Origin of the sequence: Curtobacterium sp. NPDC089991, assembly GCF_044748425.1 — a bacterium.
Lineage (GTDB): Bacteria > Actinomycetota > Actinomycetes > Actinomycetales > Microbacteriaceae > Curtobacterium.
Window position 1 is genome coordinate 194,919 of the sequence record NZ_JBIVGB010000001.1, and the last position, 16,109, is coordinate 211,027.

Annotated in this window: 12 protein-coding genes; 10 read left to right on the forward strand and 2 right to left on the reverse strand. The window is 70.5% G+C overall.

Annotated elements, in window-relative coordinates; translation table 11 throughout:
• Window positions 1-51 precede the first annotated feature (51 nt).
• Window positions 52-1,983: a glycoside hydrolase family 15 protein gene (locus ACIPV1_RS00890; protein ID WP_402725589.1), complete on the reverse strand. Its 1,932-nt coding sequence runs from the start codon at window positions 1,981-1,983 to the stop codon at window positions 52-54.
• Between the two features lie 97 nt (window positions 1,984-2,080).
• Complete coding sequence (locus tag ACIPV1_RS00895; protein ID WP_111085765.1) at window positions 2,081-3,145, reverse strand: App1 family protein; 1,065 nt, start codon at window positions 3,143-3,145, stop codon at window positions 2,081-2,083.
• Window positions 3,146-3,401: 256 nt separating this feature from the next.
• On the opposite strand from ACIPV1_RS00895, the gene ACIPV1_RS00900 reads away from it, so the two are divergent.
• From ACIPV1_RS00900 to leuS, 10 genes are all read left to right on the forward strand, one after another.
• Window positions 3,402-3,932 (forward strand): TetR/AcrR family transcriptional regulator, encoded by a 531-nt coding sequence (locus ACIPV1_RS00900; protein WP_402725590.1) that lies wholly within the window; start codon window positions 3,402-3,404, stop codon window positions 3,930-3,932.
• A 215-nt stretch (window positions 3,933-4,147) separates the two neighbouring features.
• Window positions 4,148-5,071 (forward strand): ABC transporter ATP-binding protein, encoded by a 924-nt coding sequence (locus tag ACIPV1_RS00905; RefSeq protein WP_134193538.1) that lies wholly within the window; start codon window positions 4,148-4,150, stop codon window positions 5,069-5,071.
• Window positions 5,068-5,784, forward strand: coding sequence for an ABC transporter permease (locus ACIPV1_RS00910; protein WP_123292494.1), 717 nt, complete (start codon window positions 5,068-5,070; stop codon window positions 5,782-5,784). Before ACIPV1_RS00905 ends, ACIPV1_RS00910 begins: the two co-directional genes overlap by 4 nt.
• Window positions 5,781-6,509 carry an ABC transporter permease gene (locus tag ACIPV1_RS00915; protein ID WP_111085762.1) on the forward strand — a complete coding sequence of 243 codons (729 nt, stop codon included), beginning with the start codon at window positions 5,781-5,783 and terminating at the stop codon, window positions 6,507-6,509. The genes ACIPV1_RS00910 and ACIPV1_RS00915 overlap by 4 nt, the downstream gene beginning before the upstream one ends.
• Window positions 6,506-7,426 (forward strand): ABC transporter substrate-binding protein, encoded by a 921-nt coding sequence (locus ACIPV1_RS00920; protein ID WP_123340387.1) that lies wholly within the window; start codon window positions 6,506-6,508, stop codon window positions 7,424-7,426. Before ACIPV1_RS00915 ends, ACIPV1_RS00920 begins: the two co-directional genes overlap by 4 nt.
• 274 nt (window positions 7,427-7,700) lie before the next feature.
• Window positions 7,701-9,113: a cytochrome ubiquinol oxidase subunit I gene (locus ACIPV1_RS00925; RefSeq protein WP_123340388.1), complete on the forward strand. Its 1,413-nt coding sequence runs from the start codon at window positions 7,701-7,703 to the stop codon at window positions 9,111-9,113.
• 1 nt (window position 9,114) lies between these two features.
• Window positions 9,115-10,119 (forward strand): cytochrome d ubiquinol oxidase subunit II, encoded by a 1,005-nt coding sequence (gene cydB / locus ACIPV1_RS00930; protein ID WP_123340389.1) that lies wholly within the window; start codon window positions 9,115-9,117, stop codon window positions 10,117-10,119.
• 10 nt (window positions 10,120-10,129) lie between these two features.
• On the forward strand, window positions 10,130-11,788 hold the full coding sequence (gene cydD, locus ACIPV1_RS00935) for a thiol reductant ABC exporter subunit CydD (RefSeq protein WP_402725591.1): 1,659 nt from the start codon (window positions 10,130-10,132) through the stop codon (window positions 11,786-11,788).
• Complete coding sequence (gene cydC, locus ACIPV1_RS00940) at window positions 11,785-13,473, forward strand: thiol reductant ABC exporter subunit CydC (protein ID WP_402725592.1); 1,689 nt, start codon at window positions 11,785-11,787, stop codon at window positions 13,471-13,473. The genes cydD and cydC overlap by 4 nt, the downstream gene beginning before the upstream one ends.
• Complete coding sequence (leuS, locus tag ACIPV1_RS00945; protein WP_402725593.1) at window positions 13,470-16,064, forward strand: leucine--tRNA ligase; 2,595 nt, start codon at window positions 13,470-13,472, stop codon at window positions 16,062-16,064. The genes cydC and leuS overlap by 4 nt, the downstream gene beginning before the upstream one ends.
• The last annotated feature ends 45 nt before the right edge of the window (window positions 16,065-16,109 follow it).

Genomic DNA, 16,109 nt, shown 5'->3' on the forward strand with positions numbered 1-16,109 from the left:
GTGCCAGCTGGCACCGTGCCTCCCGTCCGTTTCGTGGTCAGCACCACCGCATCAGGCGGGGGTGCCCGCCCGCTCGCCCTCGCCGGTCCACGAGCGGGTGCCGCCGTCGTGCACGGGCAGCCGCGTGCGGTGCCCGGTCGACGCGCCCCGCGCCCGCGCGATCGCGTCCGACGCGGACACGAGCGTCAGGTGCGACAGCACCTGCGGAGTGTTGCCGACGTGGTGTCCGGTGGCGACGTCGATCTCCTCGGAGAGCATGCCGACGTCGTTCGCGTACCCGACGAGCACGTCCATGAGGCGCTCGGCGTCGTCGATCCGGCCGGATGCGGCGTACTGCTCGACCAACCAGAACGAGCACGCCAGGAACGGGTGCTCCGCGCCGGCGAGCCCGTCGAACCCCGTCGACGTCCGGTACCGCAGCACGAGGCCGTCGGAGCCGGTCGACAGGTCCTGCTCGATGGCGGCGACGGTGCCGGTCATGCGGGCGTCGTGGGCGGAGACGTACCCGATCTGCGGCAGGACGAGCAGGCTCGCGTCGACCTCGTCGGTGTCGTAGTGCTGCCGGTAGCTGCCCCGTGCAGCGTTCCAGCCGTGCTCCTCGATCTCGGCCCGGACCTGGTCGCGCAGGGTGCGCCAGCGGTTGACGGGCCCTTCGAGACCAAACTCCTCGACCGCGGCGACCCCACGGTCGAACGCGGCCCAGATCATCGCGCGCGAGTGCGTGAAGTGCCGTCGCGGGCCGCGCATCTCCCAGATGCCGTTGTCGGGCTCCTGCCAGTGCTCCTCGACGTAGCCGAGCAGGGCGCGCTGCAGGGCCCACGAGTCGGCGTTCTCCTCGACCCCGAGCTCGCGGGCGTCGTGCAGGGCGGCCAGGACCTCGCCGAACACGTCGCCCTGGTACTGCGTGTACGCGCCGTTGCCGACCCGGACGGGCGTCGAGCCGGCGTACCCGGGCAGGTGCGGGAGCTCCCGTTCCGGCAGTTCGCGCTCCCCGGCGATGCCGTACATGATCTGCACGTCGGCGGGGTCGCCCGCGATGGCGCGGAGCAACCAGCCGCGCCAGTGCGCCGCCTCGTCGCGGTAGCCGTGCGCGATGAGCGAGGCGAGGGCGAGGGAGGCGTCGCGGAGCCACACGTAGCGGTAGTCCCAGTTGCGTTCACCGCCCGGGTCCTCCGGCAGGCTCGTGCTCACGGCGGCCACCACCCCGCCGGTCTCGCCGTGGGTCATCGCGCGGAGCAGCAGGAGGGAGCGGCGTGCGGCATCGGCGTAGCGACCTTCGGTGCGCGCCGTCGCCATCCAGTCCGTCCACCACGTCACGGTGCGGTGGAGCTCGGCGTCGACGTCGACGGGCTCCGGGGGCTCGCGGTGCGAGGGGTACCAGGTGAGGACGGTGTCGAGCACGTCGCCGTCGTGGATGATCGCGGTGGCCGTGTGCCGGTGGTCCGAGGCCCGGAAGCGCGGGCCGCGCACGATGACCGACCCGGGGCCGGCGGTGGCGAGCAGCGCCGGGTCCTCGTCGCCGCCGATCTGGCGCACCCACGGCAGCGCGAGGGCGTAGTCGAACCGGATCCGCAGGGTCTGCTGCACCTCGACCGAGCCGCTCAGGCCGCGGACACGCCGGACGATGGACGGGCGGTGCGCGCCGACGGGCATGAACTCGGTCACCTCGACGGCACCGTCCGCCGTGGTCCACACCGTCGACAGGACGAGCGTGTCACCGCGGTACTTCCGGTGCGCCGTCGCCGCGGGGTCGGTCGGTCGGAGCGTCCAGTGCCCGTGGTCCTCGGTGCCGAGCAGCGACGCGAACGTGGCGGCGCTGTCGAACCGCGGCAGGCACGCCCAGTCGATCGTGCCGTCGCGACCGACGAGTGCGGCGGTCGAGGTGTCGCCGATGACGGCGTGGTCCTCGATCAGGTTCGGGGGAGTCGCGGGGGGCGCGGGTGCTCGCTCGGTGTCGGCGGTCCGGTCCGTGTCGGTGCTCATGCCCCGATCGAACACCCGGAGGCCGAGCGTCGTGGCCGTGCGGACGGGCCGCCGGCCCTCTGGCGGCCGTGTGCCGTCGGTGTGCCTGAAGCCTCGCTCAGGCCGGGTCGGAGGCGTCCGCCTCGGCGAGCCCGACCCGCGCGAGTTCGGACCAGAGCCCGGCACCGTCCGGTGCGTAGACCCACGGCGCCGAGGTGTCGCGGGAGCGTTCCTGCGCCCGGGAGCGTCCGCCGGCCAGGACCGCCTCGCTCGTGGACAGCTGCCGGATGGCGACGCCCGCGACGTTCTCCGGGTGCTCGCGGGCGAACTCGCCGTACAGCGACTCGTCGTGCTGGCCGTCGTCGCCGACGAGCAGCCACTGCACGTCCGGGAAGTCCTTCGCCAGGCGCCGCAGGTTCTGCTGCTTGTGCAGCTGCCCGCTCCGGAAGAAGCGGTCGTGCGTGGGGCCCCAGTCGGTGAGCAGGAGCGTGCCGGACGGGTACATGTTGCGGGTCAGGAAGCGCTGCAGGGTCGGCGCGACGTTCCAGGCACCGGTGGACAGGTACACGGTCGGGGAGCCGGGGTGCTGCGCCTGCACGCGTTCGTACAGCACGGACATGCCCGGCACGGGGCGGCGGGCGTGTTCGGTGAGGACGAAGGAGTTCCACGCCGCCAGCATCGGACGGGGGAGCGAGGTCACCATGACGGTGTCGTCGATGTCGGACAGCAGCCCGAAGCGGGTGTCGGGGTGCACGACGAACACGTCGGCCTCGACGTCGCGCCCGCCGCCGGCCGACAACCGGACGGTGCGCCAGCCCGGCTCGAGGTCGATCGGCACGATGGTGTCGACGACCCCGCCACGGTCGGTCTCGACGACGTGCGAGACCCCACCGGCGGTGACGGTGACCTCGGCGTGGTCGACCGCGACGCTCGTGAAGCTCTTCCACCCGCGGACACCGGCGTACGAGACGTCGGAGGCGAGGCCACGGCGGGTCAGCAGCACGCGGCAGAGGATGCGGACCCATCCGGGAGCGCCGTAGCCGGTGTAGGGGACGACGGTCGGGACCAGGCCACGGCTTCGGGCGCGGTGCTCGCGGAACTCCTGGACGGCGTCCTCGATGCGGGCCGCGCGGTGCAGGAGCGGCTCGGCCAACGACGGCTCGTGGGGCGTCGGGTCGGGCATCGCCCCATCATCCCATGCAGGACCCGGAAGTCCACGTCCCGCGGCACCTGTGGTGAGTCGCAGCCATGTTCCAGCCGGTCTCTGCGAAAATCGTCCTCGTCACACCAACGAACCGCGCTGGAGCGCAAGAGGAGAACACGTGCTCGTCACCGAGGTAACGAACGCTCTGCCGGGGGGATCATCACTGCTCAGGAACGAGCCGGTCCAAGCCCGCAGTTCGGCGCGCCTCGCGGGTCTGCTCGACGCTGCTGCCGCGGTGATCGACGAGATCGGGTTCGAGCGACTCACGACCGCGATGGTCGCCGAGCGGGCCGGAGCGTCCATCGGCACCGTCTACCGCTACTTCCCGGACCGCATCGCCGTGGTCGACGCGCTCGCCATCCGCTGCACGCAGCGGCTGGCCGCGCGCTTCGTCGCGGCGCTCGACGCGAGCGGCGCGGAGACCTGGCAGCAGGCCTGCGACGCGCTGATCGACGAGACCGCCGAGCTGTACCGCACCGAGCCCGGCTTCCGCGCGATCCGCTTCGGCGACACCGCGGACACCGGCACCGGTGACGCCGAGGACCGCATGGGAGCGCTCGGCGCCGCCGTCGGGCAGATCATGCGCGACCGGTTCGGGCTGCCCGACAACGAGCGCATCGCACGTGCCTGGGTCGTGCTGGCCGAGTCCGGCCACGCCGTGCTGGCGCGGGCGCACCGCGACCGCGAGCACCCCGACTCGGCGCTCATCGCCGAGTACCGCACGATGAGCCGTGGCCACATGGAGTCCGTGGTCGCCGCCGGCTGACCGCCGCGGGGTCCCGCACCCATCCGACGACGCCCGTGCTTCCGAACAGGAGGCGCGGGCGTCGTCGTCCGCGCTGGTTCCGTCGTGCGCTCGGTCCGGTCCACGGCGGTGCGCACCTGTCCGGGACGCGCCGCGTGCCGGAACGGGTGAACCGCTGTCGGACCCGACGGGTACTCTCATCCGGAGTCGGGCTACCTCCGAACAGAAGGGCACCCATGATCGAGTTCCGCTCGGTACGAAAGACCTACCCGGACGGCACCACCGCGGTCGACGACTTCGACCTCGTGATCCCGTCCCGGACCACCACCGTCTTCGTCGGCTCCAGCGGCTGCGGCAAGACGACGCTGCTCCGGATGATCAACCGCATGGTCGACCCCACCTCGGGTTCCGTGCAGATCGACGGATCCGACGTCTCCGGCGTCGACCCCGTGAAGCTCCGGCGGAGCATCGGGTACGTCATGCAGAACTCCGGTCTGCTGCCGCACCGCAAGGTCGTCGACAACATCGCGACCGTTCCCCTGCTCACCGGGGTGTCGAAGGCCGACGCCCGCACGCGTGCGCTCGAGCTCATGGACACCGTGGGACTCGATCGGGCGTTCGCCGACCGGTACCCGTCCCAGCTGTCCGGCGGGCAGCAGCAGCGTGTCGGTGTGGCCCGTGGCCTGGCCGTGGACCCGAACATCCTGCTCATGGACGAGCCCTTCGGCGCCGTCGACCCGCTGGTCCGAAACGACCTGCAGGACGAACTCATCCGCCTGCAGCGTGAACTCGGCAAGACCGTCGTGTTCGTGACGCACGACATCGACGAGGCGTTCAAGCTCGGCGACCAGGTCGTCATCCTGAAGAAGGGCGGCGAGATCGCCCAACAGGGCACGCCGTCCGAGATCCTGGCCGAGCCGGCGGACGACTTCGTCGCGAACTTCATCGGCGTGGGCCGCGGGCGTCGCTCGCTGCGCGTCGAGCACACCCCCACGGGCCCCATCGTCGTGGACGGCGACGGGCGTGCAGCCGGTGTCCTCACCGGACCGGTCAACGTCGTCGACGCCGCCGCAGCGGTGCAGGCCGACCCCGCATCGAACCAGGCCGGAGCGTCGCACGACGCCCCGGGTGCTCCGGCGCAGGGTGAGGGCACGCGGTGAAGTGGGTCCTCGCGAACCTCGACACGATCCGTGACGCCACGGTCGCGCACCTGGCCATCGCCATCCCGCCGATCATCATCGCGTTCCTGCTGTCCATCCCCATCGGCTGGCTCGTCGTCCGCCTCCAGCGCCCCGGTGGATCGCGGTTCGCCTCGGGTGTCGGCAGCGGCATCGTGACGTTCGCCGGGCTGCTCTACGCGATCCCGTCCCTGGCGCTGTTCGTGGCGCTGCCGGGCATCATCGGCACCGGGCTGCAGAGCCCGGTCAACGTCGTGATCGGGTTGACCCTGTACGGCCTCGCGCTCATGGTCCGGTCGACCGTCGACGGGCTCACCTCGGTGGACTCGGGGACGAAGTCGGCCTCGACCGCGATGGGGTACTCGTCGGCGCAGCGGTTCTTCCGCGTCGAACTGCCGCTGGCCGGGCCGGTGCTGCTCGCCGGGCTGCGGGTGGTCTCGGTGTCCACGATCTCGCTGACCACCGTCGGCGCCGTCCTCGGCATCCAGAGCCTCGGCTCGCTGTTCACGGACGGCCTCGGCCGCGGGATCTACGAGGAGATCATCTCCGGCATCGTCATGGTCCTCGTCCTGGCGTTCGTGCTCGACGGGATCCTGGTGCTGCTCGGCCGGATCGTCATGCCGTGGACCCGGACGACCTCGGTGTCGCGCCGCCGGACCCGCCGTGTCCTGCAAGCAGCGGAGGTCGCCTCGTGATCATCGGACAGGCCTTCGCCTGGGTCTTCGACCCCACCAACTACTCCGGGTACAACGCGATCCCCGGCCGCCTCTGGGAGCACATCTGGATCACGCTGCTCGCCGTGGTGATCGCCTCGGTGATCGCCGTGCCGATCGGGTACGCCATCGGCCACACGCGCCGCGCACGGGGCTTCTCGATCGCCGTGTCCGGCGGGATCCGCGCACTGCCGACGCTCGGCGTGCTCTCCCTGTTCGGACTCCTGCTCGGCATCGGCCTGCAGGCTCCGCTCCTGGCGCTCGTCGTGCTCGCCATCCCCTCGGTGCTGGCCGGTGCGTACTCGGGCATCGAGTCGGTCGAACCCGTGACCGTCGACGCCGCCAAGGCCCAGGGCATGACGGGCTGGCAGATCCTGTGGAAGGTCGAGGTCCCGCTCGGCCTGCCCCTGCTGATCGGCGGCTTCCGCGCAGCCGTGCTGCAGGTCGTGGCCACGGCGACGCTCGCCGCGTACGTCGGCGCCGGCGGCCTCGGCGGCTACTTCTTCCTCGGTCTGAAGACCCAGGACTACGCCGAGATGCTCGGCGCCTCCATCCTCGTGATCGCACTCGCGATCGCGTTCGAGATCGTGTTCGCCGTGCTGCAGCGGGCGTCGGTGCCCAAGGGCACCGCCGACCCGTCGGCCCGGCAGCGCCAGGGATCGCGCGAGCGAGCCCGCAATCCCATCCCGGAAGGAAATCCATCGTGATCACAGCAAAGATCCGTGCGGGCGTCGCAGCAGCGCTCGCACTGGGCGTCGCCGCCGCCCTGACCGGCTGCGCGTCGAGCGACCCGCTCGACAGCGGCTCCAGCGCGTCGTCCGACTCGAAGACGATCGTCGTCGGCTCGCAGCAGTACTACTCGAACGAGATCATCGCCGAGCTGTACGCACAGGTCCTCGAGAAGAACGGCTTCGAGGTCAAGCGCAACTTCAACATCGGGCAGCGCGAGGTCTACATCCCGCAGCTCGAGAAGGGCGCGATCGACGTCATGCCCGAGTACAGCGGCAATCTGCTGCAGTACTTCGACAAGGACTCCACGGCGAAGACCGCCGACCAGATCGACGACGGCCTCGAGACGGCGCTGCCGAAGGGCCTCCGGGTCCTCGACGAGGCCGAGGCGACCGACCAGGACAGCTACACCGTCACGAAGAAGTTCTCCGAGGACAACGACGTGACGAGCCTGGCCGACCTGAAGGACGTCACGTCGAAGCTCACCGTCGGCGCGAACTCCGAGTTCCAGACCCGTCCGTACGGTCCGAAGGGCCTGAAGTCGGTCTACGGCGTCGACGTCGACTTCAAGGCGGTCGAGGACTCCGGCGGAGCCCTGACGGTCAAGGCGCTGAAGGACGGCACCGTCCAGCTCGCCGACATCTACAGCGCCGACCCGAGCATCAAGGCGAACGACTTCGTCACGCTAGAGGACCCGGAGAACCTGATCCTGCCGCAGAACGTCATCCCCGTCGTCTCCGACAAGGTGAACGACAAGGCCGCGGACGCGATCGACTCGGTCAACGAGAAGCTGACGCCCGAGGCCCTGATCGAGCTCAACACCAAGAGCACGGCGGACAAGGAGAAGGCGTCCACCATCGCCAAGGAGTTCCTGACCGACGAGGGCCTGCTGTAACAACAGTGCTCGTGCGTTAGACGACAGGCGTCGGGCAACTGCCCGGCGCCTGTCGTCGTTCGGCGGAGCGGGAACCGGCACATCCGTGCCGCACGGTTGTGCCGTGCAACACCCTTGCACGTTCGTGCACGGAACATTTCTACAAGTTGTCGAAGTCGGTGGTGACGCGGTACCGTTGAAGAGTCCCAACGGCTGTGACATCTGATGTATCCGTTCCACAGGAAGACACTGACGTGCACCGACTGCGCGCGGCGACCCGACTGGGAAGTGCCGCATGACCGACCTCCTCGACCCGCTCATCCTGTCGCGGTGGCAGTTCGGTCTGACGACCATCTACCACTTCCTCTTCGTCCCGCTGACGATCGGCATGGCCGCCGTGGTGGCCGTGTTCCAGACCGCCTGGTACCGGACCGGTCGCGCGCACTACCTGCAGCTGACCCGGTTCTTCGGACGCATCTTCCTGATCAACTTCGCGATGGGCGTCGTCACGGGCATCGTGCAGGAGTTCCAGTTCGGCATGAACTGGTCGAACTACTCGCGCTTCGTCGGCGACGTCTTCGGCGCCCCGCTCGCGCTCGAGGGGATCCTGGCCTTCTTCTTCGAAGCCGCGTTCATCGGCGTGTGGATCTTCGGCTGGGACCGCTTGCCGAAGGGACTGCACCTGGCGAGCATCTGGTGCGTCAGTGCCGGCACGATCATGTCGGCGTACTTCATCATCGCCGCGAACGCGTTCATGCAGCACCCGGTCGGCTTCTCGATGAACGAGGCCAAGGGGCGCGCGGAGCTCACCGACATCTGGGCGGTCCTCGGCAACAAGGTCGCCCTCGCCGCCTTCCCGCACACGTTGTTCGCCTGCTTCATGGTCGCCGCAGCAGTGATCATCTCGGTCGCCGCCTACCACCTTGCGCGGAACCAGAACCTCGAGACGATGATGCCGGCGCTCAAGTTCGGCATGTGGACCATGGTGGCTGCGGGTGCCCTGACGGTGCTCACCGGCGACCAGCTCGGTCTGACCATGGTCGACACCCAGCCGATGAAGATGGCGGCAGCCGAAGCGCTGTACAACACGGCGACCGGCAAGGACGCCTCGTTCTCGATCTTCACCCTCGGCACCCCCGACGGCGTGCACGAACTGTTCTCGATCCGGGTGCCCTACCTGCTGTCGTTCCTGTCCACGCACACCTTCAACGGCACGGTCGAGGGCATCAACGACCTGCAGGCGCAGTACACACAGGTGTACGGGCCCGGCGACTACAAGCCGATCATCTGGGTCACCTACTGGTCGTTCCGCTGGATGATCGCGCTCGGCATCGGTGCGGTCATGGTGTCGCTCGCCGGTCTCTGGCTGACCCGCAAGGGCCGGTTCCCGACGAAGCGCTGGATCTGGCGCGTCGCCACCTGGACCGTCCCGCTCCCGATGGCCGCGATGATCGTCGGCTGGATCTTCACCGAGATGGGTCGCCAGCCGTGGCTCGTGTTCGGGTTGCTCAAGACCAGCGACGGCGTCTCGCCGAACGTGACCGGGCTCGAGGTCCTCATCTCGCTCGTCGTGTTCACGGTGATCTACGGCTCGCTGGCGGTGGTCGAGTTCAAGCTCATCAAGAAGGTCGCGCAAGAGGGCCCTGCCGCTCCGGCAGAGGTCGATGAGGAGACCGGCGAGGTCAAGCACGAAGTGACGGTGTACTGAGATGGATCTGCCTGTCCTCTGGTTCGCGATCGTCGGCGTGTTCTTCGTCGGCTACTTCGTCCTCGACGGCTTCGACTTCGGGGTCGGCATGTCCCTGCCCTTCCTGGGCAAGGACGACACCGACCGTCGGGTGCTCATCAACACGATCGGCCCGGTCTGGGACCTCAACGAGACCTGGGTCATCGTCGCCGGTGCCTGCCTGTTCGCGGCGTTCCCCGAGTGGTACGCCACGATGTTCTCCGGGTTCTACCTGGCGCTGCTGCTCATCCTCGCGGCGCTGATCCTGCGGGGTGTCTCGTTCGAGTACCGCCACCAGAACAAGCACCTCGAGTGGAAGCGTCGCTTCGACCTGATGATCATCGTCGGGTCCGCCCTGCCGTCCTTCCTGTGGGGCGTCGCGTTCGGCAACGTCGTCCGCGGGATCCCGATGGACTCCGGGCACAACTACACGGGCACGCTCTTCGACCTGCTCAACCCGTTCGCGCTCCTGACCGGCGTGGCGACGCTGCTGGTGTTCTTCACGCACGGCGTCGTGTTCGTCGCGCTGAAGACCGAGGGCGAGATCCGCGAGCGGGCAAAGCGCCTGGCGACCCGGGCCGGCATCCTGACGATCGTCGTCGGTGCCGCGTTCCTGGTCTGGATGGCGTTCGTCCGGGCAACTCCTGCCTCGCTCGTGCTCTCGGTGGTCGCGGCACTCGCGCTCGTCCTGGCCGTGCTGTGCAACGCCTGGGGCAAGGAGGGCCGGGCGTTCACGCTCATGGCCGTCACCATCGCCGCGATCGTGCTCGCCATGTTCACGGCGATCTTCCCGGACGTCATGCCCGCCACCAACGACCCGGCGAACAGCCTGAACGTGTACAACGCCTCGAGCGGTTCGTACACGCTGACGGTGATGAGCTGGGTGGCGCTGATCTTCGTGCCCCTCGTGTTCGCGTACCAGGCCTGGACGTACTGGGTGTTCCGCAAGCGTGTCTCGCGGGCCCAGGTCACCCAGGCCGCGCACTAGGCAGGCGACGGTGAAGCCGCTCGACCCGCGACTCCTGCGCCTGTCGCGGACGGCGCGCGGCTTCATCGTCGCGGCCGCCGGCACCGGCGTCCTCCGCACGGTCGCGACCATCGCGATCGCGTGGGGGATCGCCGCCGCCGTGACCCTCGGCATCGACGCGGTCCAGGACGGCCGTGTCCCGGGCGCCTTCGGGCAGGCGCTCGCGCTGCTGGGCGGCGCGTTCGTGCTCCGTGCCGTGGCGGCCTGGGCGACCGACGACCTGGCGGCCCGCGCCGCGGCGAAGGTGAAGAGCGAGATGCGCACCACGGTGCTCGCCCGCGCCGCCGAGCGGGGTCCGTCCTGGCTGGCGGGCCGGTCGAGCGCGGGGTTCGCCACCACCCTCGGGCCTGGCCTCGACGCGCTCGACGCCTACTTCGGTCGCTACCTGCCGCAGCTCGCACTCACCGCGATCGCCACACCGCTGCTGCTGGTCGCGATCGGCCTCGGTGACCTGACGAGCGGGCTGATCATCCTGTTCGCCCTGCCGGTCATCCCGGTGTTCATGATCCTGATCGGCCTCGCGACCCAGTCGTTGCAGCGGAAGCAGTCCGACGCCCTCGCCAAGCTCGGCGGCGCCTTCCTCGAGGCCGTCGAGGGCCTGGCCACCCTCAAGGTGTTCGGTCGCGCCCGGCGCCAGGTCGGCCGCATCGGCGCCGTCACGGACGAGTACCGTCGCGGCACGCTCGGGGTGCTCCGGCTGTCGTTCGTCAGCGGGTTCGCGCTCGAGCTCGCCGCGAGCCTGTCCGTCGCCCTCGTCGCGGTGTCGATCGGCATCCGGCTGGTCGACGGCTCGCTCGGGCTCGGCGCCGCGATGTTCGTCCTGGTCCTCGCCCCCGAGGCGTTCGCCCCCATCCGTCAGGTCGGCGCGGACTTCCACGCCGCCCAGGACGGCGTCGAGGCATCAGCAGCGGTCCTCGACGTCCTCGACGACGACACGGAGCCCGCGCCGCACCACGACACGGACCCCGCGGCGACCACTCCGGCTGCCACGGCGCTGGCCGTGCACGGTCTGACCGTCCGCCGGCCCGACGTGGTGATCGGCCCGCTCGACCTGCACGCCGGCCCCGGCACCGTCGTCGTGCTCGCCGGTCCGAGCGGCTCGGGCAAGTCGAGCGTCATCGCCGCACTCCGCGGCGTCCTGCCGCACGACGGCACCGTCGTCGTCCCGGGCGACGCCGGCACGACCACTGCCGAGCGCACCACCTGGGCCGACCAGCGACCCCGCCTCGTGCGCGGGACCGTCGCCGAGAACGTCGCGCTCAGCGCGACCCCCGACGCCGTGGACGTCCAGACCGCGTTGCGCGACGCGGGGCTGGGGGTCGACCCGGGCCTCCCGATCGGCGCCGGCGGCAGCGGACTGTCCGGCGGCCAGGCGCAGCGCGTCGCCGTCGCGCGGGCGCTGTACCGCGCCCGCCGCGTCGGCACGCCGTTGGTCCTGCTCGACGAACCGACGTCGGCGCTCGACGCCGAGGCCGAGGCCCACGTCGTCGCCGCGATCCGCGGCCTGGCGGCGGACGGCGCGGTCGTCGTGGTGGCCAGCCATCGACCGGCGGTCGTCGCCGCGGCCGACGTCCGGGTCGACATCGGCACCGGTGGGTCGGTCACCGTCCGGACGGGGGTGCGCGCATGAGCCGCCAGGGCCGTGGAGCGTCCGTCCTGCGCCTCGCGATGCCGCACGGGTCGGGTTGGGCGAAGGCGGTTGCCGCTGGTGCGCTCAGTGCGGTCTGCGCCGTGGCCCTCCTCGCCGCGAGCGGCTACCTCATCACCCGTGCCGCGGAGCACCCGCCGATCCTCTACCTGACCCTCGTGATGGTCGGCGTGCGGGCGTTCGCACTCGGGCGTGCGGCGCTGCGCTACGTCGACCGGCTCGCCGGGCACGACGCGTCCTTCCGGCAGCTCGCGGTGGTGCGCACCGAGATGTACCGGCGGCTCGCCTCGGTCGCACCGGCAGGGCTCGGCAGCACGGGCCGTGGCGACCTGATGACCCGCCTGGTCACCGACACCGACCGGCTGCAGGACCTGCCCATCCGCGTCGTCGGGCCGCTGGTGTCCGCCGGGGTCGTCGCCGTGCTGTCCGTCGTCGCGGTGGCGATCGTGTCGGTGCCGGCCGCCCTCGTGCTCCTGCTCGGCCTGGCGGTCGCGGCGCTGCTCGGGTCGGTCGTGACGCGGTCGATCGCCGAGCGCTCCGACCGTGAGACCGCGGCGGACCGTGGTCGGGTCGCCGACCTCGTGCTCGACACCGTGCGGACGCTCGACGTGTTCGCGGCCTACGGCACCCTCGACGAGCGGCTGGCGCACATCGCCCGTCTCGACGCCGGCGTCACCCGTGCGGTGCGCCGCCGTGGCACGGTCGAGGCGCTCGTCGGTGCCCTGGTCGGGCTGGTCGGCGGCGGCGCGGTCATCGGGATCCTGGCCGTCGGTGCACCCGCCGTGGTGTCCGGGGCGCTCGACGGACCGCTCTGGGCGCTGACCGTGTTCGTGCCGCTCGCCCTGTTCGAGGTCGTCGGCGGGGTCCCGCTCGCCGTCCTCACGCTGCGCCGGGTGCGCGCTGCAGCCGAGCGGGTCGAGCAGGTCGTCCCGGCACGGGTGCCCGCGGGCATCGTGCCCGAACCCGAGCAGGACGCCGACTCGGCCGAACTGACGGTGTCCGGTCCGGTCACCGTGGCGGTGCGCGACCTGACCGTGCAGTGGCCCGGAGCCACGACGCCGGCGGTCGACGGGGTCTCGCTCGACCTGCACCCCGGCGAGGTCGTCGTGCTCGAAGGGCCGAGCGGCGCGGGGAAGTCCACCCTCGTCGACGCGCTCGTCCGGTTCGTCGACCACCAGGGCTCGTACACGCTCGACGGGGTCTCGGCGAAGGACATGCACCCCGACGCCGTCCGTGCCCGCATCGGGCTCATCGAGCAGGACCCGTTCGTGTTCGACCAGTCCGTGCGACAGAACCTGCTGTTCGCCCGCGAGACCGCGACCGACGACGAGCTGCTCGCCGTGCTCGACCGGGTCGGCCTCGGCGAGTGGGTCGGACGTCGCGGCGGGCTCGATGCGTCGGTGGGGGAGCGCGGTGGCCTCGTCTCCGGCGGACAAGCGCACCGGCTCGCCCTGGCGCGCGCGCTCCTGCACGCGTTCCCGGTGCTCGTGCTCGACGAACCCACGGCCGACATCGACCCGGACCTCGGCGACGCCGTCCTGCACGACCTCGTGACGACGGCCCGCGCAGCGGGACGGACGGTCGTGATCGTGTCGCACGTGCCGGTCCGGGCGGACCTGGTCGACCGCACCCTGCGGATGGCCGCCGGCCGCCTGCTCGTCGGATGACCCGACAGGCGGACGCTGGACGGGCCTCCCGGCTTGTATCGTTGACGTCCGTGACCACCGAGCAGCACGCCGAGGACCCGAACGCCTACGACTTCCGTCGTATCCAGGAGAAGTGGCAGCCCCGCTGGGAAGAGCTCGGGCTCTTCACCACCGACCTGGACGACACGCGTCCGCGCAAGTACATCCTCGAGATGTTCCCGTACCCGTCCGGCGACCTCCACATGGGGCACGCCGAGAACTGGGCCCTCGGCGACTTCGTGGCGCGCTACTGGCGCCAGCAGGGCTTCAACGTCCTGCACCCCATCGGCTGGGACTCCTTCGGCCTGCCCGCCGAGAACGCCGCGATCAAGCGCGGGGTGGACCCGAAGGACTGGACCTACGCGAACATCGCGCAGCAGAAGGCGTCCTTCAAGCGCTACGCGCCGTCGTTCGACTGGAGCACCGAGATCCACACCTCGGACCCCGAGTACTACAAGTGGAACCAGTGGCTGTTCCTGAAGATGTACGAGAAGGGCCTGGCGTACCGCAAGGACAGCTGGGTCAACTGGGACCCGGTGGACCAGACCGTGCTCGCGAACGAGCAGGTCCTGCCCGACGGCACCTCGGACCGCTCCGGCGCCGTCGTCGTCAAGAAGAAGCTCACGCAGTGGTACTTCAAGATCACGGAGTACGCCGACCGCCTGCTCGACGACCTCAACCAGCTCGAGGGACGGTGGCCCGCCAAGGTCATCGCGCAGCAGCGCAACTGGATCGGCCGGTCGGTCGGCGCCGACGTCGACTTCGTCATCGAGGGCCGTGACGAGCCCGTCACGGTGTTCACGACGCGTCCCGACACGATCCACGGCGTGACGTTCCTGGTCGTCGCACCGGACTCGGACCTGGCAGCGTCGCTGGTCGCTTCTGCGTCCTCCTCCGTCCGTGCGGACTTCGATGCCTACCTCGTCGCCACCCAGAAGACATCCGAGATCGACCGGCAGAACGCCGACCGCCCGAAGACCGGTGTGCCGCTCGGCCGCTTCGCGATCCACCCGCTGACGGGGGAGCGCCTGCCGATCTGGGCCGCCGACTACGTGCTCGCCGACTACGGCCACGGGGCGGTCATGGCCGTGCCGGCGCACGACCAGCGCGACCTCGACTTCGCCCGGGCGTTCGACCTGCCGGTGAAGGTCGTCGTCGACACCAACGCCGCGGTCACCGGAGCGATCCCGGTGATCACCGAGGACACCGAGCTGCCCGACCTCAACCCCGCCACCACGGGCGAGGCGCTGACGGGTCAGGGCCGGATGATGAACTCCGGCCCCCTCGACGGCATGTCGAAGCAGCACGCGATCACCGCCGCGATCTCCCTGCTCGAGGAGCGCGGGACCGGTCGCGCCGCCAAGACCTACCGCCTGCGCGACTGGCTCATCTCGCGCCAGCGCTTCTGGGGCACGCCGATCCCGATCATCCACGGCGCCGACGGCAGCGAGCACCCCGTGCCGCTCGACCAGCTGCCGGTGCGGCTGCCCGACACCGAGGGGCTCGACCTCAAGCCCAAGGGCACCTCGCCGCTCGGCGGAGCGACCGACTGGGTCAACGTCCCGAACCCCGTCGACGGCACGCCCGCGCTCCGTGACACCGACACGATGGACACCTTCGTCGACTCGTCGTGGTACTTCCTGCGCTTCCTGGCGGCGAACGACGACACCCAGGCGTTCGACCCCGCCGTCGCTCGCAAGTGGGCGCCGGTCGACCAGTACATCGGCGGCATCGAGCACGCGATCCTGCACCTGCTGTACGCGCGCTTCGTCACCAAGGTGCTCTTCGACCTCGGTTACCTCGACTTCACCGAGCCGTTCTCGGCACTGCTCAACCAGGGCATGGTGCTGTCCGGCGGCTCGAAGATGTCGAAGTCCAAGGGCGGCGTCTCGCTCGGCGACGAGCTCGACGCGAACGGCGTCGACGCGATCCGCTTGGTGATGGGCTTCGCCGGCCCGCCCGAGGACGACATCAACTGGGAGGACGTCTCGCCGTCCGCCTCGGCACGCTTCCTGGCCCGCGCCTACCGCCTGGCGACCGACGTCACGTCGACCCCCAACGTCGTCTGGGCCGAGGGCGACCGCGCCCTGCGCCAGGTGACGCACCGGTTCCTGGCCGATGCGCCGGGCCTGATGGAGTCGTTCAAGTTCAACGTCGTGATCGCGCGGCTCATGGACCTGGTCAACGTGACCCGCAAGGCGATCGACAGCGGCCCCGGTGCCGCCGACCCCGCCGTGCGCGAAGCCGTCGAGACCGTCACGCTCGGCCTCGCCGTGTTCGCGCCGTACACCGGCGAGGAGATGTGGGAGCAGCTCGGGTACGAGGCCACCGTCGCGCTGCACGGTTGGCGGAAGGCTGACCCGACGCTGCTGGTGCAGGAGACCCTCACCGCCGTCGTGCAGGTCAACGGCAAGGTGCGCGACTCGTTCGAGGTGTCGAAGTCGATCGATCCGTCCGAGCTCGAAGAACTCGCGCGGAACTCGGCGAACGTGCAGCGGTACATCGGTGACCGCGAGATCGTGAAGGTCATCGTGCGGGCGCCGAAGCTCGTGAACATCGCCATCAAGGGGTAGTCCTCGGTCGGCGCGGCCGTCCACGGGGTGGGCGTCTGGCCGTCC

Coding starts and splice junctions, on each gene's coding strand:
- ACIPV1_RS00890 (WP_402725589.1), bottom strand. CDS start 1,983: ATGAGCACCGACACGGACCGGACCGCCGACACCGAGCGAGCACCCGCG.
- ACIPV1_RS00895 (WP_111085765.1), bottom strand. CDS start 3,145: ATGCCCGACCCGACGCCCCACGAGCCGTCGTTGGCCGAGCCGCTCCTG.
- ACIPV1_RS00925 (WP_123340388.1), top strand. CDS start 7,701: ATGACCGACCTCCTCGACCCGCTCATCCTGTCGCGGTGGCAGTTCGGT.
- leuS (WP_402725593.1), top strand. CDS start 13,470: ATGACCCGACAGGCGGACGCTGGACGGGCCTCCCGGCTTGTATCGTTG.
- cydB (WP_123340389.1), top strand. CDS start 9,115: ATGGATCTGCCTGTCCTCTGGTTCGCGATCGTCGGCGTGTTCTTCGTC.
- ACIPV1_RS00905 (WP_134193538.1), top strand. CDS start 4,148: ATGATCGAGTTCCGCTCGGTACGAAAGACCTACCCGGACGGCACCACC.
- cydC (WP_402725592.1), top strand. CDS start 11,785: ATGAGCCGCCAGGGCCGTGGAGCGTCCGTCCTGCGCCTCGCGATGCCG.